The following is a 20,148-nucleotide window of genomic DNA, read 5'->3' on the forward strand; positions in this document are numbered from 1 at the left end:
CCCCCGAGCGGCCGAGTGCCGGTCAGGCGCCCTGCTCGTCCGGCCATTCCTCGTCCGCCTCGACGACGACCGCGGGCGAGGCCGCGTCGATGCCGAGACAGGCGTGGGCCGCGCCGACCAGCAACGCGGCCAGTTGCGGTACCGGCAGGCCGGAGTTGAAGAACAAAATGGACTGGATGCTGCCGATCGCCGCGTGGACCAGGACGCGGATCTCGCCGTCGGCCAGGTCGGTGCGCAGGGGAGCGACCGCACCGACCCACTCCTCGATGTAGTGGCGCTGGGCGCGGCGCAGTCGCCGGAGGTCGTTCTCCGGCAGGTTGCGCGCTTCGCGGTGGTACACCTGGAGGATCCGGCGGTCGTGGATGGCGATGCGCACGTGGTTGCCGATCAGCTCGCTCACCGCGCGCCGGTCGTCGCCCGCTTCGTCCACGATGGACGAAGCGGCTGTGGACAGCTGGTCCATCACCTGCTCCAGCAGTTCGGCGAGGATCGCCGACTTGCTGTCGAAGTGCCGGTAGATGCCCGATCCCACGATCCCTGCGGCCTGCCCGATCTCGGCCATGCCCACGGTGTGGTAGCCGTTGCGCGAGATCAGCTCCGCGGCCGCGGTCAGGATCCGGGCTTTGCGCGCGGGATCGCGCCGAGGCCGTTGCGCCTCTTTCACCGGTACCTCCCTCCACGGCGGACTTTCCGATCGTACCTCGCACCCCCGCGCCCCAAGCCGCCGCAGGGCGAGCGTCACTCCCGTTTTGCGGGGCAGAACAACCCGATCACGTGAATTGCGCCCGGGCTCGACCGTGGTACTGTCCGCTAGCTAGTGAATCACAGTTCACTAGCTAGCCGCAGCCCTCGACACCTTCCACTTTCGCGCTCACCAGAGGGTTTCTTGCGCAGAAGTCCATGGTTCAGGATGACAAAGAGGTCGACCCATGCCGCTCATAAAGAACACTCATTCACTACGGCGCCGGCGCGCAGCGACCGTGCTGGCCGCCCTTCTCGTGGCCACCGGAAGCGTCGTGACGCCCGTCTTCGCCGCGGAAAATCCAGCAACAGACTGCAAGAACGTCACGGTTGCGGTGACCGCGGCCGGTCAGCCGGCCACCATCGCCGGCACGCTGTGCGTCCCGCCCGGCGCCACCACCGTGCAAATCCTGGTTCACGGCTGGTCCTATGCGCGGTACTACTGGGACCTGCCGTACGAGCCGGACACCTACTCCTACGTGCGGGCGGCCAACCGGCGCGGCTACGCGACGATGAACATCGACCGCCTCGGCGACGGCCAGTCCACCCACCCGCTGAGCGCGTTCGACAACTTCTATGCCGACGTCAGCACCGTCCACCAGGTCATCACCGCCCTGCGTGCCGGCAAGCTCGGCACCCGCTTCGACAAGGTGATCGAGGTCGGGCACAGCCTGGGCGGCATCCTCACGATGACGGAAGCGGGCCTTTACCAGGACGTCGACGCCATCATGCCGACCGGCATCGCGCACTCGCTGAACTACACCAACGTGGTCACGAAGATCATCGCCGACGACTACCCGTCGTCGCTCGACCCGAAGTTCTCCGGCGCCGGCCTCGACCCCGCGTACCTGACCAGCTACCCCGACACCCGCCGCGGCTTCTATCTGGGCAACGCGACCTCGACCGACCCGGGTGTGGTCGCGAAGGACGAGCAGCTCAAGGAAACCGGTAACCTCGTCGAGCTGGCGACGTTGGCCGGCTACAACGTCCTCAACGTCGACCGCACGCTGAACATCCCCGTCTACACGGTTGTCGGACAGCACGACCCGTTCATCTGCGGTCTGCTCGGCCCGAGCTGCTCGGATTCCGCGGCCATGGCCGACTTCGAGCGCCCCTTCTACGGTCCTCACGCGACAGTCCTCGCCGACGTCGTCCCGAACGCCGCCCACGACCTCCAGCTGGAGAAGAGCGCGCCGGACAGCAATGCGCGCATGCTCGACTTCGCGGACCAGTACGTCGGGGCCGGCGCCGCAGTCCGCGACAGCGCGCCCGGTGCCGCGGCGCCCGTCCCCACGCCGCCGAACCCCACCGCGAGTCTGGCGGCACGGGCGGTCAACGCCACGGTCGTGCAAGCCGCCGTCCCGGCCATCGCGCTGCTTCAGCGCAGCAGCAACGTCGTCCCCGGCCTCGGCGACAGCCAGGACCCGATCCCGGGCATGTCGCAAGCCCTCTCGACGATCGGCAACCTCACCGACACCCTCGTCGGCACGTTCCCGGAAGCACTGATCAGCGGCAGCTGAGTCGGCCACAGTGACGGCATACAAATCGGCGGTTCTCACTCGCGAGTGAGAACCGCCGATTCGTTTACGTGAAGAATGTGCCCTTGGCAGGATTCGAACCTGCGACACCTGCCTCCGGAGGGCAGTGCTCTATCCCCTGAGCTACAAGGGCGCATCGCTGCGCGACGACGTCAGCTTAGCGCACCCCGGTTCGCCCGGTGTTCCGCAGGGGTCACCTTCGAGGCCGACACTGCTAGCGTTGATCTTGCCGACGGAGGGAGCAAGGGTGACAGCGGAACCGTTCGAGGCCCACGTGACCGAGGCCGACATCGCGGACCTGCGGGAACGGTTGCGCCGCACGCGGTGGCCCGAGGCCGAGACGGTGGACGACTGGTCCCAGGGTTTGCCGCTGGCCTACGCGCAGGAGCTGTGCCGCACCTGGGCCGAGGACTACGACTTCGGCTTCGCCGACCGGCTGAACGCGTTCCCGCAGTTCCGCGACACCGTCGACGGGCTCGGGATCCACTTCCTGCACGTGCGCTCGCCCGAGCCGGACGCGTTTCCACTGGTGATCACGCACGGGTGGCCCGGCTCGGTGCTCGAGTTCCTCGACGTGCTGGGCCCGCTCACCGACCCGCGCGCCCACGGGGGAGACCCGGCGGACGCGTTCCACGTGGTCGCGCCGTCGCTGCCCGGGTACGGGTGGAGCGACAAGCCGGCGAAGGCCGGGTGGGGTGTGGAGCGGACCGCGCGGGCGTGGGACAGCCTGATGGTCTCGCTCGGCTACGAGCGCTACGGCGCGCAGGGCGGCGACTGGGGCTCGGCCGTGACCGGAGCACTCGGCGAGGTCGCACCGGAGCGGGTGGCGGGCGTCCACGTGAACATGGCGGCCGCGCCGCTGGGGCAATTCGACGACCCGACGCCCGAGGAACAGGCGGCGCTCGCCGCGGCGCAGGAGTTCGGCCGCACCGGCCGCGGTTACTCCGGCCAGCAGTCCACGCGCCCGCAGACGCTCGGTTACGGCCTCACCGATTCACCCGCCGGCCAGGCCGCCTGGATCGCCGAGAAGTTCTGGGCGTGGACCGACAACAACGGCCACCCGGAAGACGCGCTCACCCGCCGCCAGATCCTCGACGCGATCTCCGTGTACTGGTTCACGGCCTCGGCCACGTCGTCGGCGCGGCTGTACTGGGAGAGCTTCGGCTCGGGGTTCCGGAACAAGATCACAGCGCCTTCAGGGATCTCGTTGTACCCCAAGGAGATCACGCGGCCCTCGCGCCGCGAGGCCGAGCAGCGGTTCACCGACCTGCGCTGGTTCGAACAGCTGGCGCACGGCGGGCACTTCGCCGCGATGGAGGAGCCGGAGTCGCTCGTCGAGCAGGTGCGCGGGTTCTTCCGCCTGGTGCGCTGATCCCACCAGGCGGGAGTGCTCATCCGGGGATGGGTATCGGCCTGTGTGCCCGATTACAGTGAACTTAGGCTTACCTGTATTGCACATATGCGCATGCGACTATATATTGCGAAAGGGACCTGGCGAAGGGCCCCGCACCGGTGGTGACCTGCGGAAACGAGGGGGAGGCGACGTCATGGGCCACGGACACGGACACGGGCACGCCGCCGCCCCGGCGAGCGCGTCCGGCCGCTACCTGCGAGCGCTGCTGATCGCCCTCGTCATCGGTGCGGGCTTCATGGTGCTGGAGTTCGCGGTGGGCTTCACCACGGGCTCGCTGGCGCTGATCTCCGACGCCGCCCACATGTTCACCGACGTCCTGGGCGTCGGGATGGCGCTCACCGCGATCGTCCTGGCGCGCCGCAGCGGGCCGACGCTCAGCCGTACGTTCGGCATGTACCGGGCCGAGGTGCTGGCCGCGCTCGGCAACGCGGTGCTGCTGTTCGGCGTCGCCGGATACGTGCTGGTCGAGGCCATCGGCCGCATCACCGACCCGCCCGAGGTGGCGGGCCTGCCGGTGCTGCTGGCCGCGGGAGCCGGCCTGGTCGCCAACATCGTGTCGTTCTTCGTGCTGCGCTCGGGCGCGCGCGAAAGCCTCAACGTCCGCGGCGCGTACCTCGAGGTGCTCGCCGACCTGATCGGCTCTGTCGGTGTGCTGATCAGCGGCGCGATCACCCTCACCACGGGCTGGCGCTACGCCGACCCGATCATCGGTGTCGCCATCGGCCTGTTCGTGCTGCCGCGCACGTGGACCCTGGCCCGACGCGCGCTGCGCATCCTGTTCCAGCACGCCCCGAACACCGTGGACGTCGGCGCGATCAGCACGGAGCTCGCGGCTTTGCCGGGCGTCTCGGACGTCCACGACCTGCACGTCTGGACCCTCACCTCCGGCATGGAGGTCGCCTCGGCCCACCTCACGATGAGCGACGAGGCCGAGCAGTCCACCGTGCTCACCAAGGCACAGGACCTCCTGTCCGCCCGGTACTCCATCAACCACGCGACGCTGCAGGTCGAAGGACCGCAGTGCGCGCGCCGGTGCCAGGAACTGTCCTGGTAGCCCGCAGCGCGCCTGCCGAACAGACCACCAAGGGGAATGCTCGTGAGTGAACGCATCAGTTGCAGCGGCAGGAGTTCGGGATCGGCGTGATCGGGGGGCCGACCACCGTCGTGGACATCGCGGGCCTGCGGTTCGTGGTGGACCCGACGTTCGACGAACCGGGTCCGCACGCCTACCTGACCAAGCTCGAGGGTCCGGCCGTCGACGAGGCCGGGCTCGGCGACGTCGACGTCGTGCTCGTGAGCCGCGCCACCCACCCCGACAACCTGGACGTCAAGGGCAAGGAATACGCCCTGACCGCCAAGACACTCCTGACCGGCGCCAACTCCGCGAAGCTGCTCGGCGCCAACGCCAAGGGCCTCGAGGCCTGGGAGACGATCACCATCCCGCGCGGCGACGGCGGCGGCGACCTGACCGTGCAGGCCGTGCCGGCCGAACACGGCCCCGCCGACGGTGACCGCGACGACACCGGCCACATCAACTCCCAAGTGATCGGCTTCGTGCTCTCGGGCACCGGCTTGCCGACGGTGTACCTCAGCGGTGACAACGCTTCCGTCCGCGTGGCGGCCGAGATCGCGAACAAGGTGGGGCCCATCGACGTCGCGGTCCTCTTCGCCGGCGCCGCCCGCGTCGCGGCGAAGTTCGACGGCCGCCCCCTGACGCTGACCTCCGAACGCGCCGCCGCTGTGGCCGCGGTGCTCGGCGCGAAGACCGTCCTGCCCGCCCACATCCAGGGCTGGGCCCACTTCTCCGAGGGCATCGACACGTTCCCGCCCGCCTTCGAGGACGCCGGCCTGGCCCACGTCCTCGCGCTGGCCGAACCGGGCGAGTGGAACGTCGTGGGGAACCGGTCCTGACGCCTTCTGCCTCTGCACAGGAGCCGGGCGCGGTGGACGAGGTGCGCCCCTCGTCCACCGCGACCACCTGGTAGACCAAGGGCATGCGCAAGGACTTCGATCCCGCCGACGTCGCCCCGTTCGCCTTCTACCGCCTGCTGACCGCGACCGTGGTGCCGCGGCCGATCGCGTGGGTGTCGAGCACCTCGGCAAGCGGCGTGGACAACCTGGCGCCGCACTCGTTCTTCACGGTGGCCTCGGCCGCGCCGCCGGTGTTGCAGTTCACGTCGGTGGGGCGGAAGGACACGTTGCGCAACGTCGAGGCCACCGGGCAGTTCGTGGTGAACCTCGCGCCGGAGCACCTGTTCGAGAAGATCAACATCACGGGCACCGACTTCCCGCCCGACCACAGCGAGTTCGACGCGACGGGGCTCACACGCGAGCCCAGCACGAAGGTCAAGCCGCCGCGGGTGGCGCAGTCGCCGGTGGCGTTCGAGTGCGAGCTGCACAGCACGGTCGGGTTCGGCACGTCGACGGTGGTGTTCGGCCGGGTCGTGCACGTCGCGGTGGCCGAGGACGTGCTCGACGGCGACCACCCCGTGATCGAGCGGCTGCGGCCGCTGGCCCGCCTCGGCGGCGACGAGTGGGGCACCGTCGGTGACGTCAAGGAGATCCCGCGCATCCGGTTCGCCGACTGGAAGCAGCACTAGAAAAAAGGGCCGCCCCCGAAGAACGGGAGCGGCCCTGGAAACAACAATCTCAGGACGCCGGCAGCGGAGCCGCCCCGCGCGCCTGCAACATCAGCTTCATCTGGTTGATCTCCGCGCCCTGCGACACGAGGATGCTGCGGCACAACGCCTTGAGCGCCGGCAGGTTCGAGTGGTCCTGCGCGTACTCCGCCATCGCCGTGCCGCCCTGGTGGTGGCGCAGCATGAGCTGAAGGAAGTCGACGTCCATCGCGCGGCCGGTCAGCGAGCGCAGCTTGGCGATCTCCGCGTCGGTGGCCATGCCCGGCATCGGGGCGCCGTTGGCCGGAGCGCTGGTGGGCACCTGCATACCCGCGTGGCCCATCGGCTCGGTCATCCACGTCATGTACGCGCCGGGCGCCTGCTCGGGCTGGTCCCACAGCATGAGCCAGCCCTTCATGCGCCCGACCTGCTCGGTCTGCGACGACTCGATGTCGAACGCGAGCTGCCGCACCTCGGGGTCCGTGCTGTGGTCGCGGGCCCAGTTGGCCATGGTCACGGCCTGCAGGTGGTGCGTCGACATGTCCTGCGCGAAGCCGACCTCGACCGAACCCGCGCCGGGGATCGCCGGCGCGGCGTCGCTGCCGTCGGTGAGCCGCGAGGCGAACACGCCGATCGCCACGCCGATGAGCAGCACGGCGAGCATCGACCCGCCGATGACGACCCAGCGCGACCACGCGGGCCGCTCGTCGGGCTCGTCGACGTCCGGTTCGAGGTCTGCTTCGGTGCTCACCGCGAGATCACTGTCCTGCCGGAGCCGACGGCGCCGTCACCGGCGCGCTGGGCTGGCCGGGGGTGCCCGGCATGCCGCCCTCCGGCACGGCACCGGAGCTGCCGCCGTAGTTCATCGGCTTGGCGTCGGGGCCCGGCTTGCTCGGGTCGAACGGCGGCGGGTTGCTCGGGTCGAACTGGCCCGGGCCGAGCGCGTCGCACGAGGCGCCGATCTCGGGGTACACGCCGTTGGGGTTCGTCCGCAGCGCGGCGATGAACTCGTCGATGCGCGGGTCGTCGGCCTTGTCCAGCTTGAGCTGGTGGCCCCAGGACTGCAGCGAGATCGGCTTGTCCAGGCCGGGGTACGGCGACATCGAGATGTAGGTCTTGCCCTTGACGCGAGCGGCCAGCAGGTCCACCTGGTCGCCCTTGACGAGGTCCGGGTTGTAGGCGATCCAGATCGCGCCGTGCTCGAGCGTGTGAACCATGTTCTCGGTGCGCACCGCGGTCGGGTAGACGACGCCGTTGCAGGCCGCCCAGTTGCCGTCGTGCGGGCCGCCGAAGGGCGGGCTGTGGTCGTACGCCACGCGCTCGGTGGGCAGCACGTGCACCGAACCGGTGTAGGTCGCGGTGATGACGCCCGGGATCTTCTTGGACGGGTCGGGGTCAGTGGCCGTCGGCGCGAACGACGAGGCCGCCTCCTCGCGGGACTTCTGGTCGCGCTGCGGAGCGGATTTCACCATGTAGTAGGTGACGACGCTGGCCAGGAGGGCCACCACCACGACGACACCGACGATGGTGCCCCACGGAGTGCCCTTCTTCCCCACGACGGACTTGCCGCGCGCGGCCTTCACCGCGTTCGCGGACTTGCCGCGCGTTCCGCCGGTGGACGTCCCCTTCTTACTGGTTGTCCCTTTCGCCATGGTTTGCCGCGATCTCCTCGTGAGATGATGGAGGGATCCGGACGGACCCTGCCCGTCGGCCAGTGTAGAGACCGGACGTCTGATCACCGTGAACGCCTCTCACGATCACTCCAGGGTGATGTGCGACAACCGCAGGTCGGACCGGCGTAAGCGTCCGACCTGGGCACACCTAGAATTCGGCGAGTGACTCCCGCCGCTCTCGCCGACCTGGTCCGCGCTTCCGCCGTGCAGGTGCTCGACGCCCGAGGCGTCGACGCCGCCGTGCTGCCGGAGCAGGTGACCATCGAACGCCCGCGCAACCCCGACCACGGCGATTACGCGACGAACCTCGCGCTCCAGGTGGCCAAGAAGGCCGGGCTGAAGCCGCGCGAGTTCGCCGAGGCGCTGGCCGAGGTCGTGGCGGCCGCCGACGGCGTGGACGCGGCCGAAGTCGCCGGCCCGGGGTTCCTCAACTTCCGCCTCGCCGCCGACGCGCAGGGCGAGGTCGTGCGCCAGGTGCTCGCCGCGGGGGAGGCCTACGGCCGCGGTGACACGCTCACCGGCCGCAAGATCAACCTCGAGTTCGTCTCCGCCAACCCGACCGGCCCGATTCACCTCGGCGGCACGCGCTGGGCGGCGGTCGGCGACGCGCTGGGCCGCGTTCTGGCCGCGCAGGGCGGCGACGTCACGCGCGAGTACTACTTCAACGACGCCGGCGCCCAGATCGACCGGTTCGTCCGGTCACTGATCGCCGCCGCCAAGGGCGAGCCCGCTCCCGAGGACGGCTACGCCGGTGGCTACATCAACGACATCGCCGCCGAGGTCCTCAAGCAGGAGCCCAGCGCGCTGTCGCGGCCCGAGGCCGAGCGGCACGAGACGTTCCGCAGCGTCGGCATCGAGCTGATGTTCACCGAGATCCGCCAGAGCCTGCACGAGTTCGGCACCGACTTCGACGTGTACTTCCACGAGAACTCGCTGCACGAGTCCGGCGCCGTCGACGCCGCCGTGCAGCAGCTCAAGGACTCCGGCAACCTCTATCTCGCCGACGGTGCCTGGTGGCTCAAGTCCAGCGAGTACGGCGACGACAAGGACCGCGTGGTCATCAAGAAGGACGGCAACCCGGCCTACATCGCCGGCGACCTCGCCTACTTCAAGGACAAGCGCAACCGCGGCTTCGACCTGTGCATCTACATGCTCGGCGCCGACCACCACGGCTACATCGCGCGCCTGAAGGCCGCCGCGGCCGCCTTCGGCGACGACCCGGACACCGTCGAGGTCCTCATCGGCCAGATGGTGAACCTCGTGAGCGACGGCAAGCCGGTGCGCATGTCCAAGCGCGCGGGCACCGTGATCACGATGGAGGACCTCGTGGAGGCCGTGGGTGTCGACCCGGCGCGCTACGAGCTCATCCGCTACTCCGTCGACTCCACTTTGGACGTCGACCTCGACCTGCTGCGCAAGCACAGCAACGACAACCCGGTCTACTACGTGCAGTACGCGCACGCCCGGCTGTCTTCTTTGCAGCGCAACGCCGCCGATCTCGGACTGAGGTCCGAAAAGGACGCGGCGGATGTCGATTTCGGACTCCTGACCCTGCCCGCCGAGGGCGACCTGATCCGCACGATCGGCGAGTTCACCGCCACCGTCCGCCGCGCCGCCGAGATGCGGGAACCGCACCGCATCGCCCGCTACCTCGAGGAGCTGGCCGGCGCGTACCACAAGTTCTACACGGTGGGCCGGGTGCTGCCGCAGGGCGACGAAGAGGCCACCCCTCTCACGTTCGCCCGGCTCGCCCTGTGCGAGGCCGCCCGCCAGGTGCTGGCGAACGGCCTGTCTTTGCTCGGTGTCTCAGCTCCGGAACGGATGTAAGAAATGGCGCACCCCGCGGGCCCCCGCCACGCCGACGTCTACCCCCATGCCGACGCCTCCGGGTTCCCGCCCGCGAGCGCCGAGGAACTCGACAAGCTGCCCGCGAAAGTGTGGCCGCGCAACACTTATCGCGCCGGCGACGGCATCGTGCGCATTGCCGGGATGGACGTGCGCGACCTCGCCGAGACCTACGGCACGCCGCTGTTCGTGGTCGACGAGGCCGACTTCAAGTCCCGGTGCGCCGACTACGCCGAGGCGTTCGACGACCCGGCGCTGGTGCACTACGCGTCGAAGGCGTTCCTGTCCATCGAGATCGCCCGCTGGGTGGCCGAGCAGGGCCTGAGCCTCGACGTGTGCAGCGGCGGCGAGCTCGCCGTGGCGCAGCGCGCCAACTTCCCGGCCGAGCGGATCACCTTCCACGGCAACAACAAGTCGATCGCGGAGCTCGACGCGGCGGTCGAGGCCGGCGTCGGCACCGTGGTGGTCGACTCCTACTACGAGATCGCCCGCCTCGCCGAGATCGCCGCGCGCCGCGAGGTCGTGCAAGCGGTCCTCGTGCGTGTGACGGTCGGCGTCGAGGCCCACACGCACGAGTTCATCGCCACCGCCCACGAGGACCAGAAGTTCGGCTTTTCGCTGGCTTCGGGCGACGCGGCCGAGGCCGTGCGCCGGGTGCTCAACGCGCCGTCGCTCAAGCTCGTGGGCCTGCACAGCCACATCGGCTCGCAGATCTTCGACGCCGACGGCTTCGAGGTCGCCGCGCGCCGCGTGGTCGGGCTGCTGGGCGACCTGGCCAAGGAGCACGGCCGTGAGCTGCTCGACCAGCTCGACCTCGTGGACCTCGGCGGTGGCTTCGGCATCGCCTACACCGAGAAGGACAATCCGCCGCCGCCCGCGCAGATGATCACACAGATCCGCGAGATCGTGCGCAAGGAGTGCGCGTACGCCGACCTGCCCGTGCCGCGCATCGCGGGGGAGCCGGGCCGTGCGATCGCCGGCCCGGGCACCATCACGTTGTACGAGGTCGGCACCATCAAGGACGTCGCACTGGGTGACAACAGCACCCGCCGCTACGTGAGCGTCGACGGCGGCATGAGTGACAACATCCGCACGGCGCTCTACGACGCGGTGTACGACTGCCGGGTGGTTTCCCGCTCCGCGAGCGAAGGTGACGAGCCCGTGCTCGCCACTCTGTCCCGAGTCGTGGGAAAACACTGTGAATCCGGCGACATCGTCGTCCGAGACTGCTGGCTACCCGACACTCTTGCTCCCGGCGACCTGCTGGCCGTCGCGGCGACCGGTGCCTACTGCTACTCGATGGCGAGTGGGTACAACCGGCAGCCGCGCCCGGCGGTGGTGGCCGTGCGCAACGGCAGCGCCCGCGTGCTGCTGCGGCGGGAGACGACGGACGACATGCTGCGCCTGGAGGTTTGAGAAGTGTCCACAGTGTCTCCATCGGACGGACGAGCGATCAGGGTCGCCCTCCTCGGCTGCGGCACCGTCGGCAGCGAGGTCGTCCGGCTGCTCACCGAGCAGGCGGACGAGCTGGCGGCGCGCGCCGGGGCCGCGGTGGAGCTGGCGGGCATCGCCGTGCGCCGCCCCGACAAGCACCCCGAGCTGCCGCAGGACCTGGTGACCGACGACGCGGCCGCGCTCGTCGTCCGCGAAGACGTCGACGTGGTCGTGGAGCTGGTCGGCGGCATCGAGCCGGTGCGCGGCTGGCTGCTCGCGGCGCTGGGCGCCGGCAAGGCCGTGGTCACGGCCAACAAGGCGCTGCTCGCCGAGCACTCGGCGGACCTGTTCGAGGCCTCCGACGCCGCGGGTGTCGACCTGTACTTCGAGGCCGCTGTGGCCGGCGCCATCCCGCTGCTGCGCCCGCTGCGCGAATCGCTGGCCGGCGACCGCATCACGCGCGTGATGGGCATCGTCAACGGCACCACCAACTACATCCTCTCCGCGATGGACACCACGGGCGCGGGCTACGCCGAGACGCTCGACGAGGCCGGCCGCCTCGGGTACGCCGAGGCCGATCCGACGGCCGACGTCGACGGTTACGACGCCGCGTCCAAGGCCGCGATCCTCGCCTCGCTGGCGTTCCACACGCGCGTGACGGCGAAGGACGTGCACCGCGAGGGCATCGCCGACGTCACCGCGGCCGACCTGGTCGCCGCGCGCGTGCTGGGCCGCACGGTGAAGCTGCTGGCGATCTGCGAGCGCGTGACGGCCGACGACGGCGCCGAGTCCGTGTCGGCGCGCGTGCATCCGGTGATGATCCCGCGCAGCCACCAGCTCGCGGGAGTCAGCGGCGCGTTCAACGCCGTCTACGTGGAAGCCGACGCGGCGGGCGAGCTGATGTTCTACGGCCAGGGTGCCGGCGGGGCCCCCACGGCGAGCGCGGTGCTGGGCGACCTCGTCGCCGTGGCCCGCAACCGGGTGATCGGCGGCCGCGGTCCGCGCGAGTCGGCGCACGCCGCGCTGCCCGTGCGCCCGATGGGCCAGACGCCCACGCGCTACCACGTGAGCCTCGACGTCGCCGACCGCGCGGGCGTGCTCGCCCAGGTGGCGCAGGCGTTCGCGGGCCACGGCGTGAGCATCGCCGCCGTGCGCCAGCGCGACGCCAACGACACGGCGAGCCTCGTGGTGGTCACCCACTTGGCGCCCGACGCGGCGTTGCAGTCCACTGTGGACGAGCTCGCGAAGCTCGATGTGGTGCACCAGGTTGTCAGCGTGATGCGGGTGGAAGGCGAAGACCAATGAGTGCGTGGCCCGGGATCATCGAGGCGTACCGCGACCGAGTCCCCGTGCCGGACGGCGCGCAGGTGGTGACGCTCGGCGAGGGCAACACCCCGCTGTTGCCCGCCGCGCACCTGTCGGAGCTCACGGGCTGCACGGTGTACCTCAAGGTGGAGGGCGCGAACCCCACCGGCTCGTTCAAGGACCGCGGCATAACCGTGGCCATCACCCACGCGCTGGCGAGCGGGCTCAAGGCCGTGATCTGCGCGTCGACGGGCAACACGTCGGCGTCGGCGGCCGCCTACGCGGCGCGCGCCGGGCTCACCTGCGCGGTGCTTGTGCCGCAAGGCAAGATCGCGATGGGCAAGCTCGCCCAGGCCGTGCTGCACGGCGCGCGCATCCTGCAGGTCGACGGCAACTTCGACGACTGCCTCGAGCTCGCGCGCAAGACGTCGGCCGACTACCCCGTGACGCTGGTGAACTCCGTGAACCCGGTGCGCATCGCGGGCCAGAAGACCGCGGCGTTCGAGGTCTGCGACGCGCTCGGCCAGGCGCCCGACATCCACTGCCTGCCGGTGGGCAACGCGGGCAACATCACCGCCTACTGGGCCGGGTATTCGGAGTACGCCGAAGACGGTGTGGTGAAGAACACCCCGCGGATGTTCGGCTTCCAGGCGGCCGGCGCCGCGCCGCTCGTGCTGGGTGAACCGGTCTCGGACCCCGACACCATCGCGACGGCGATCCGCATCGGCAGCCCGGCTTCGTGGGCGAGCGCGGTGAAGGCGAAGGAAGAGTCCGACGGCCTGTTCGAGGCGATCACCGACGCGAAGATCCTCGAGGCCTACCGCCTGCTGGCCGGACGCGAGGGCGTGTTCGTGGAGCCCGCGTCGGCCACCAGCGTCGCCGGCCTGCTCGCCACCGCCGCGGACGGCCGGCTGCCGAAGGGCAGCACGGTCGTGTGCACGGTCACCGGCCACGGCCTCAAGGACCCCGCGACCGCGCTCGAGGGCAACGTCGAGGTCGAGCCCCTCGCCGTCGATCCCACGGCGGTCGCCGCGGCGCTGGACCTGCGGTGACGGGCTCCTCGGGCCTGCCGGTGGGCGCGTCGTTCCGGGCCGTGGTGCCGGGTTCGACGGCCAACCTCGGCCCGGGATTCGACGCGCTGGGCCTGGCGCTGGCGTATCACGACGTCGTCGAACTGCAGGTGACCGAGGACGGCCTCAAGGTCGAGGTGGTCGATGCCGGCGCCGGCGGGGTCGCCGACGTCCCCACCGACGAGACGCACCTCGTGGTGCGGGCGATCCGCCGCGCGTGCGCGCACCTCGACGTGCGCCCGCCGGGCCTGCACCTGCGTTGCTTCAACAAGATCCCGCACGCGCGCGGACTCGGTTCCTCGGCCGCCGCCGTGGTGTCCGGCGTGGCGCTGGGTTACGCGCTGGCGGGCGTCGCGCTCGACGACGGGGCTTTGCAGCTCGCGGCCGAGTTCGAGGGCCACGCGGACAACGCGGCCGCCAGCCTGCTCGGCGGGCTCGTGGTGGCGTGGTGCGAAAACGGGCGCTTCCATGCCGAACGCGTGGAGCCCAGTACCAAGATCCGTCCTGTGGTGGCGATCCCGGCGCTGAAGTCGTCCACGGACGCCACGCGCGGCCTGCTGCCGCAGCACGTTCCGCACGCCGACGCGGCGCACAGCGCGGGCCGCACAGCGCTTTCGGTGCTCGCCATGACGACCAAACCCGAGCTGCTGCTGGCCGCCACGGAAGACCGGCTGCACCAGGAGTACCGGGCCAGCGCGTACCCCGCGAGCTCCGAACTGGTGCGCACGCTCCGTGCGCACGGCGTGGCGGCGACGATCTCCGGCGCCGGTCCGACGGTGCTCGCCCTCACCACGACGGGAATATTGCCGCCGGAATGCGACGTTGAGGGGTTCGACGTCGCCGAGCTGGGCGTGGACCTGACGGGTGTTCAGGTTGCGGCTCAGTAAAGCCCCGGTCACGTGGCGGGCGGAACGTGCGCCACGCGGGGGGGTGGTTGTTGCACCCGTCCACAGGGCGGTCTACCCTCGGGGGCGTTCGATCACCGTGCGTTTCCGCACCCGATGCCGGTCCTGTTCGCTCCTCGCGAGCCTCCGGTCCGCATCCTTCGTCGATCCGCCAACTCTGCGCCGCCTGGCAAGCGGGACGCGGAGGGACGCAGGCGGGTTTCCGGTTTCGGCGGTGCCGAATTCCGTTTCCTCCGTTTGGGGGAGGCAAACACCCCTGTGCTGGCGACGCTCTCGCTGTGTTCCGCACGGCTAGGCGCGACTCGCCCGCATCGGAAGCAAATGCCGTTTCGCGATCAGACGCGATCGGCGGCAGTCCGCTGATCCACCTGGAGGCGTGGATCGGTCAGGAAGGACATGTGTGAGCAACACCGATCTGTTGAGCGGCGACGTGGAGACCCCCGCCGCGGCCGCTGAGACGAATGGGGCCGCGGCCGCTCCGAAGCGCCGCACCGGGGGCCTGTCGGGGATGGTCATCGCCGAACTCCGCCAGCTGGCGGGCGAACTGGGTGTGGGCGAGACCACGGGGATGCGCAAGGGTGACCTGATCGCCGCGATCCGCGAGCGGCAGGGCAAGACCAAGAAGCGCACCGCCACGGCGGAGACTCTCCCGCTCGACGGCGTCGGCGACACTCCGGCTCCCAAGGCCTCGAAGGCCGCGAAGAGCGAAGAGCCGGCCCGGGCCGAGAAGAAGCGCGAAGAGACCCCGAGCGCCGAGGCGGCGCCGGCTCCCAAGGCCGAGACCAACGGTTCGGCTTTCGGAACCGAAGCGGCGCCGGCCGAGAAGCCCGCGCAGAACGACCACGGCGGCCAGCAGAACTCCGACGGGCAGCAGGAGGAAGGCGGCCGCAGCCGTCGTCGCCGCGGCTCGAACCGTGCCGCGGGCGCGCCCGACGGCCAGCGTGAGCCGCGCGAGCAGCGTGACGGTGGCCAGCAGCGTGACGGTGGCCAGCGTGGCGACCGTGAGCAGCGTGGTGACCGTGAGCAGCGTGGCGATCGTGGTGACCGCGCCGAGCGTCAGGGCGGCCGCGACAACAACCGCGGCGGCTCGGACAACCGGGACAACCGCGACAACCGCCAGCGCAACAACCAGCAGGACAGCGGCAACCGCGGCCAGCAGGACAACCGTTCGCAGGGCCCGGAGGACGACGAAGAGGGCGGCCGTCGCGGCCGTCGCTTCCGCGACCGCCGTCGCCGGGGCAGCGGGGGCGGGCGCGCCGAAGGCGGTTCGCCGGACACGGAGATCCGCGAGGACGACGTCCTGCTGCCGGTCGCCGGCATCCTGGACGTGCTCGACAACTACGCGTTCGTGCGCACGTCCGGCTACCTCGCCGGGCCGAACGACGTGTACGTGTCGCTCTCGCTGGTCCGCAAGTACGGCCTGCGCCGCGGTGACGCCATCACCGGTGTCGTCCGGCAGCCGCGTGACGGCGAGCAGCAGCGGCAGAAGTTCAACCCGCTGGTGCGCGTCGACTCGATCAACGGCCTGGAGCCTGACGAGGCCAAGCGCCGCCCCGACTTCACCAAGCTGACCCCGCTCTACCCCAACGAGCGCCTGCGCCTCGAGACCGAGTCGCACAAGCTCACCACCCGCGTGATCGACCTGATCATGCCGGTCGGCAAGGGGCAGCGCGCCCTGATCGTGTCGCCGCCGAAGGCCGGTAAGACCACGATCATGCAGGACATCGCCAACGCGATCACCACGAACAACCCCGAGTGCCACCTCATGGTCGTGCTGGTCGACGAGCGGCCGGAAGAGGTCACGGACATGCAGCGGTCCGTGAAGGGCGAGGTCATCGCCTCGACCTTCGACCGCCCGCCGGCCGACCACACCTCGGTCGCGGAGCTCTCGATCGAGCGCGCCAAGCGCCTGGTCGAGATGGGCCACGACGTGGTGGTGCTGCTCGACTCGATCACCCGCCTCGGCCGCGCCTACAACCTGGCCGCGCCCGCGTCGGGCCGGATCCTGTCCGGTGGTGTCGACTCGACCGCGCTGTACCCGCCGAAGCGTTTCCTGGGTGCCGCGCGCAACATCGAGAACGGCGGCTCGCTCACCATCTTCGCCACGGCGATGGTGGAGACGGGCTCCACGATGGACACGGTGATCTTCGAAGAGTTCAAGGGCACCGGCAACGCCGAGCTCAAGCTCGACCGCAAGATCTCCGAGCGCCGTGTGTTCCCCGCGGTCGACGTCAACCCGTCCGGCACCCGCAAGGAAGAGCTGCTGCTCTCGCCGGACGAGCTCGCCGTCACGCACAAGCTGCACCGCGTGCTCCACGCGCTGGACTCCCAGCAGGCCATCGACCTGCTGATCTCGCGCCTGCGCAAGACGAAGACCAACATCGAGTTCCTGATGCAGGTCTCGAAGACGGCCCTCGGCGCGAACGACGAGGACTGAGCTCCACCGTTTCACCGTCCGTGAAGGGCACTGTGGGGGAATCCGATTCCCCCACAGTGCCCTTCACCGCGTCTGGGGCTGACGGCCGCTGAGCCGAGGAATACCAGGCCAGGAGGGTTGGTTGAACTCACCGTCAGCCCGTCTGGCACAATGACCCGCTGAAGTCCGGCACCGGTTCACCCCGATCCTGGGGACCCGGGGCCAACAAGAGAGGACACCATGAAGAGCGGCATTCACCCTGAGTACGTGACGACTCAGGTCACCTGTAACTGCGGGAACAGCTTCACCACCCGCAGCACCAAGGACTCGGGCGCGATCCACGTCGAGATCTGCTCGAACTGCCACCCGTTCTACACCGGCAAGCAGAAGATCATGGACACCGGTGGCCGGGTTGCGCGCTTCGAGAAGCGCTACGGCAAGCGGCAGAAGAACGACGCCAAGTAGCTTCGCCCACGGCGCCCACTCGCACGTGCGAGTGGGCGCCGTTTGCTGTCTGTCGGTGAAATTCTGTCGTTGGTGGTACTAGGCCCGGAAGAAGGCGCGGAAGTGGATTCGACTTCGCTCAAGGGGCTGCTCGCCGAGCACGCCCAATTGGAAGAGCAGCTGGCGGACCCGGCCGTGCACGCCGACCAGGCCAAGGCCCGCAAGCTGGGCCGTCGCTACGCGGAGCTGAGCCCCGTCGTGCGCGCCGTGCGTGAGCTCGACCAGACGCGCGACGACCTCTCCGCGGCCAAGGAGCTGGCGGCCGAGGACTCGACGTTCGCGGAAGAGGCCGACGAGCTGGCCGCGAAGATCCCCGACCTCGAGTCCCGCCTCACGGAGCTGCTGCTGCCGCGCGACCCGTACGACGGCTCCGACGTGGTCATGGAGGTCAAGTCCGGCGAAGGCGGCGAGGAGTCCGCCCTGTTCGCGGGCGACCTGCTGCGCATGTACCTGCGCTACGCCGAGCGCCACGGCTGGAAGGCCGAGGTCCTCGACTCGACCGAGTCCGACCTCGGCGGCTTCAAGGACGTCACCCTGTCGATCAAGAGCAAGACCGCCGACGTCGACGGCGTCTGGTCGCGCCTGAAGTTCGAGGGCGGCGTGCACCGCGTGCAGCGCGTGCCGGCGACCGAGTCGCAGGGCCGCATCCACACGTCTGCCGCGGGTGTGCTGATCTACCCCGAGCCCGAAGAGGTCGAGGTCGAGATCGACCCGAACGACCTGCGTATCGACGTCTTCCGCTCGTCGGGCCCCGGCGGCCAGAGCGTGAACACCACCGACTCGGCCGTGCGCATCACGCACCTGCCGACCGGCATCGTCGTCTCGTGCCAGAACGAGAAGTCCCAGATCCAGAACCGCGCCCGCGCGCTGCAGGTGCTGCAGGCGCGCCTGCAGGCCATCGCCGAGGAAGAGGCCGCCGCGAAGGCCTCGGACGCCCGCCGTTCGCAGGTCCGCACCGTCGACCGCTCCGAGCGCGTGCGCACGTACAACTTCCCGGAGAACCGCATCTCGGACCACCGGGTGAACTACAAGGCCTACAACCTCGACCAGGTCCTCGACGGCGACCTCGACGGCGTCCTCGACGCCCTCGCGACGGCCGACCGCGAGGAGCGCCTGGCCGCCCAGTCCGGTTGAGTCAGTCCGGCTGAGCCAGCCCCGCCGCCTCGGACACCTCAGCCGCCTCAGACAGCGGCCGCGATCTCCTCGGTCAGCGGCTCGTCGTCCTCGCGTTCTCTCTGCGGCTTCGGCGGCTCTTCGGCGCGCGGCAGCAGGCTGAGGATCGCGAACGCGAGCGCCAGCACGGTCGGGAACAGCGTGAGCAGCTGGTGCTTCACGCCTTCCACGCCTTCGCCCAGCGCGGACAGCCCGAGCTGCCCGATGGCGAAGAACGTCAGCATCAGCACCACGAGGCCGTACTCGTGCCGCCCCCGCCGGAAGGCGCGCACGGCCGCCCAGATCATCAGCAGCCACAGGGGAACCAGTACGAACAGCCCCGCGGGCGCGGCCAGCGCGGCGGGCCCGGAGAACACCGGCACGCGGTGCTCCTTCGACAGCCGTGGCCGGCCGGAGAGCTCACCGAAGCTGCCGAGGTTGTCGGGGCGCGCGGTGAGCGTGTTCACACCGCCCTGCTGCAGGATCTGCGCGACGCGCGCGGGGTGCGACTCGTAGTACGCCAGCACGTTGCGGCGGCTGATCTTGTCGCGGTACCGCGGGTAGAGCGGGTCGGTCCTGGCCGAGCCCGGGGTCCACCAGCCGGTGCCGATGTAGCGCGCGAACGATCGTGGAAGTCCGAGTGCGGCCAGGTCGGCGTTCGTGTCGTGCTTGCCGTCCGCAATGGAATCGAAGATCGCGTTGTACACGTTGGCCTCGCGGTACTCCGCGTTGGCCGGGTCGCCGTGCGACTGTACCGCGAACGTCCCGCCGCCCACGAGCACGAGCACCGCGAGCGGCAGCGCCCAGCGGGCCTTGCCGCGCTCGCCCTGGGGTTTCACCAGCAGCACCGCGAGCACGAAAACGGGGATGAGCAACAGCGTCTGCGACTTCGCATTGATGTCGATCAGTCCACCGAGGACGGTGAAGGCGGCGCCGGCGTAGCGCTGGGCGCGGTCGCGGTGCATCAGCAGGAGGCCGCCGGCGATCAGCAGCATGCCGAGGAAGGCCGCGCCCTCGCTGAGCGTGGAGGCGAAGTAGCCGAAGAACGCGGAGTCGCCCATGACGATCAGCAGCAGGACCGTCGCGACGACCTTGCCGCGGCGCTCCAGGTCGAGGCCGGTGACCGCGGCGGTGATGGCCACCGCGACGAGCACGCAGGTACCGACGCCGAGGACCAGCAGGTTCAGGACGGCGCTCGAGCCGAAGAGGTGACCGGCTTTGCTCGCCAGCCAGTCGAGCCAGGTTTGGCTCGAGACGTAGTCGCTTGTGCAGGGGACCCCGGCGCCGTAGCTGAACCGGACGAACCCCTCCGACGGGCGGTCGAGCTGCTTGCCGCCGAGTTTGCAGAGCAGCCGCCAGCCGTCGCCGTTGTCGGCCATGCCGATGGGTCGGGGGATGAGGAAACGGACCAGGAGCAGAGCGAGGGAAGCGCCGAAGATGGCGAGACCGAAGCGGAGGTCTTTGGTTCGCACCCGGCCGAGTGTAGGCAGGGCGGTGCCGGGCCGCAGTGTGTGCGGGCATCCCGGTCACCGC

The 20,148-nt window shown here is 70.1% G+C and carries 17 protein-coding genes and 1 tRNA gene; 13 read left to right on the plus strand and 5 right to left on the minus strand.

All coding sequences use genetic code 11. The features are described from left to right. Positions 1 to 22 precede the first annotated feature (22 nt). The gene (locus AB0383_RS42240) at positions 23 to 664 is read right to left on the minus strand and encodes a TetR/AcrR family transcriptional regulator (RefSeq protein WP_364188484.1); all 642 of its coding nucleotides are present in this window, start codon (positions 662 to 664) and stop codon (positions 23 to 25) included. Positions 665 to 980: 316 nt separating this feature from the next. On the opposite strand from AB0383_RS42240, the gene AB0383_RS42245 reads away from it, so the two are divergent. After that, the gene (locus AB0383_RS42245) at positions 981 to 2,261 is read left to right on the plus strand and encodes an alpha/beta hydrolase (RefSeq protein ID WP_366190225.1); all 1,281 of its coding nucleotides are present in this window, start codon (positions 981 to 983) and stop codon (positions 2,259 to 2,261) included. A 78-nt stretch (positions 2,262 to 2,339) separates the two neighbouring features. Here AB0383_RS42245 and AB0383_RS42250 read toward each other — a convergent pair. After that, positions 2,340 to 2,412 (minus strand) — tRNA-Arg (locus AB0383_RS42250). 114 nt (positions 2,413 to 2,526) lie between these two features. Between AB0383_RS42250 and AB0383_RS42255 the strand changes: the two genes are divergently transcribed. The 4 genes from AB0383_RS42255 to AB0383_RS42270 all read left to right on the plus strand — a co-directional run bounded on the left by AB0383_RS42255 (position 2,527) and on the right by AB0383_RS42270 (position 6,293). Next, positions 2,527 to 3,651 carry an epoxide hydrolase family protein gene (locus AB0383_RS42255; protein WP_366190226.1) on the plus strand — a complete coding sequence of 375 codons (1,125 nt, stop codon included), beginning with the start codon at positions 2,527 to 2,529 and terminating at the stop codon, positions 3,649 to 3,651. Between the two features lie 175 nt (positions 3,652 to 3,826). Continuing rightward, a complete protein-coding gene (locus AB0383_RS42260) occupies positions 3,827 to 4,747 on the plus strand; it encodes a cation diffusion facilitator family transporter (protein WP_366190227.1) in 921 nt (306 codons plus the stop codon). A gap of 59 nt (positions 4,748 to 4,806) precedes the next feature. Continuing rightward, positions 4,807 to 5,604 (plus strand): MBL fold metallo-hydrolase, encoded by a 798-nt coding sequence (locus tag AB0383_RS42265; protein ID WP_366190228.1) that lies wholly within the window; start codon positions 4,807 to 4,809, stop codon positions 5,602 to 5,604. Positions 5,605 to 5,687: 83 nt separating this feature from the next. Further along, a complete protein-coding gene (locus AB0383_RS42270; protein WP_364188471.1) occupies positions 5,688 to 6,293 on the plus strand; it encodes a flavin reductase family protein in 606 nt (201 codons plus the stop codon). A gap of 49 nt (positions 6,294 to 6,342) precedes the next feature. Here the strand turns inward: AB0383_RS42270 and AB0383_RS42275 are convergent, their stop codons facing one another. Continuing rightward, the gene (locus AB0383_RS42275; protein WP_364188468.1) at positions 6,343 to 7,062 is read right to left on the minus strand and encodes a DUF305 domain-containing protein; all 720 of its coding nucleotides are present in this window, start codon (positions 7,060 to 7,062) and stop codon (positions 6,343 to 6,345) included. 7 nt (positions 7,063 to 7,069) lie between these two features. Next, positions 7,070 to 7,894 (minus strand): DUF3105 domain-containing protein, encoded by an 825-nt coding sequence (locus AB0383_RS42280; RefSeq protein ID WP_366190246.1) that lies wholly within the window; start codon positions 7,892 to 7,894, stop codon positions 7,070 to 7,072. A gap of 252 nt (positions 7,895 to 8,146) precedes the next feature. Here AB0383_RS42280 and argS point away from each other — a divergent pair, with 252 nt between their 5' ends. The 8 genes from argS (at position 8,147) to prfA (ending at position 18,597) form a co-directional block, all read left to right on the plus strand. After that, positions 8,147 to 9,811: an arginine--tRNA ligase gene (gene argS / locus AB0383_RS42285; protein WP_366190229.1), complete on the plus strand. Its 1,665-nt coding sequence runs from the start codon at positions 8,147 to 8,149 to the stop codon at positions 9,809 to 9,811. A 3-nt stretch (positions 9,812 to 9,814) separates the two neighbouring features. After that, positions 9,815 to 11,245, plus strand: coding sequence for a diaminopimelate decarboxylase (gene lysA / locus AB0383_RS42290; RefSeq protein ID WP_220243832.1), 1,431 nt, complete (start codon positions 9,815 to 9,817; stop codon positions 11,243 to 11,245). Positions 11,246 to 11,257: 12 nt separating this feature from the next. Continuing rightward, positions 11,258 to 12,568: a homoserine dehydrogenase gene (locus AB0383_RS42295; protein ID WP_364188563.1), complete on the plus strand. Its 1,311-nt coding sequence runs from the start codon at positions 11,258 to 11,260 to the stop codon at positions 12,566 to 12,568. Next, positions 12,565 to 13,620 (plus strand): threonine synthase, encoded by a 1,056-nt coding sequence (gene thrC / locus AB0383_RS42300; protein WP_366190230.1) that lies wholly within the window; start codon positions 12,565 to 12,567, stop codon positions 13,618 to 13,620. Before AB0383_RS42295 ends, thrC begins: the two co-directional genes overlap by 4 nt. Beyond that, positions 13,617 to 14,525, plus strand: coding sequence for a homoserine kinase (gene thrB, locus AB0383_RS42305; protein ID WP_364188456.1), 909 nt, complete (start codon positions 13,617 to 13,619; stop codon positions 14,523 to 14,525). The genes thrC and thrB overlap by 4 nt, the downstream gene beginning before the upstream one ends. 418 nt (positions 14,526 to 14,943) lie before the next feature. Further along, complete coding sequence (gene rho, locus AB0383_RS42310; protein ID WP_364188454.1) at positions 14,944 to 16,980, plus strand: transcription termination factor Rho; 2,037 nt, start codon at positions 14,944 to 14,946, stop codon at positions 16,978 to 16,980. Positions 16,981 to 17,199: 219 nt separating this feature from the next. Then, entirely contained in the window at positions 17,200 to 17,424 is a 225-nt protein-coding gene (rpmE, locus tag AB0383_RS42315) for a 50S ribosomal protein L31 (RefSeq protein WP_220243829.1), read from the plus strand. A gap of 102 nt (positions 17,425 to 17,526) precedes the next feature. Continuing rightward, complete coding sequence (gene prfA, locus AB0383_RS42320; protein WP_364188451.1) at positions 17,527 to 18,597, plus strand: peptide chain release factor 1; 1,071 nt, start codon at positions 17,527 to 17,529, stop codon at positions 18,595 to 18,597. 47 nt (positions 18,598 to 18,644) lie between these two features. Here prfA and AB0383_RS42325 read toward each other — a convergent pair whose 3' ends face one another. Continuing rightward, positions 18,645 to 20,087, minus strand: a complete 1,443-nt coding sequence (locus tag AB0383_RS42325) for a hypothetical protein (protein ID WP_366190231.1) — start codon at positions 20,085 to 20,087, stop codon at positions 18,645 to 18,647. Positions 20,088 to 20,148 lie beyond the last annotated feature (61 nt).

The organism is Amycolatopsis sp. NPDC051373, from assembly GCF_040689465.1.
Taxonomy (GTDB): domain Bacteria; phylum Actinomycetota; class Actinomycetes; order Mycobacteriales; family Pseudonocardiaceae; genus Amycolatopsis.

Bases quoted from the DNA above. Each gene is read 5' to 3' on its own strand.
- AB0383_RS42260 (WP_366190227.1), top strand. From the start codon at position 3,827: ATGGGCCACGGACACGGACACGGGCACGCCGCCGCCCCGGCGAGCGCG.
- rpmE (WP_220243829.1), top strand. From the start codon at position 17,200: ATGAAGAGCGGCATTCACCCTGAGTACGTGACGACTCAGGTCACCTGT.
- AB0383_RS42270 (WP_364188471.1), top strand. From the start codon at position 5,688: ATGCGCAAGGACTTCGATCCCGCCGACGTCGCCCCGTTCGCCTTCTAC.
- lysA (WP_220243832.1), top strand. From the start codon at position 9,815: ATGGCGCACCCCGCGGGCCCCCGCCACGCCGACGTCTACCCCCATGCC.
- thrC (WP_366190230.1), top strand. From the start codon at position 12,565: ATGAGTGCGTGGCCCGGGATCATCGAGGCGTACCGCGACCGAGTCCCC.